The 410-nt window shown below is 57.3% G+C and carries 1 protein-coding gene; it reads right to left on the reverse strand.

Features of this window, described 5'->3' with window-relative positions; translation table 11 throughout:
• The coding region (gene gpJ / locus WFM46_RS23785; RefSeq protein WP_442913481.1) for a TipJ family phage tail tip protein at nt 1-410 on the reverse strand (410 nt) is incomplete at both ends.

Below are 410 nucleotides of genomic sequence, written 5' to 3' on the forward strand. Positions count from 1 at the left end.
GCTGCTGGCAGGTCAATGCGGATGTCGCGCTGGTATTCCGTGGTTGTCTTTCCGTCGAATTTGCCGTTAACCACCGTCTGCCAGGCAGCACCATCAGTCGAGAGATCAACGGCGTACTCTGTGACCGTCCCGACCATATCACCGTTGTCTTTATAGGTGTACTGTACGGGCAGGCTCAGTTTAATACGCACGGCATCCAGCATCAGGTTAGAGAACTGGCGTGTCCACGGCGCGGTGGTGGTCACTGTCACGTTGGCCGACATTTCGTTGTCGACCTCCGGCAATCCCTGAATGTAGTCCTGATCCTGAGTGCCCGGGCGAAAATCCCACCTCACGCCGGTGAAGTTGTAGCTGCCGTCGGCGTTCGCCAGCGGGGTGTCGTTTAGGAAGATGTTCTGTGCCGTCAGCTC

Origin of the sequence: Leclercia sp. M50 (assembly GCF_037150775.1) — a bacterium.
GTDB lineage: Bacteria > Pseudomonadota > Gammaproteobacteria > Enterobacterales > Enterobacteriaceae > Enterobacter.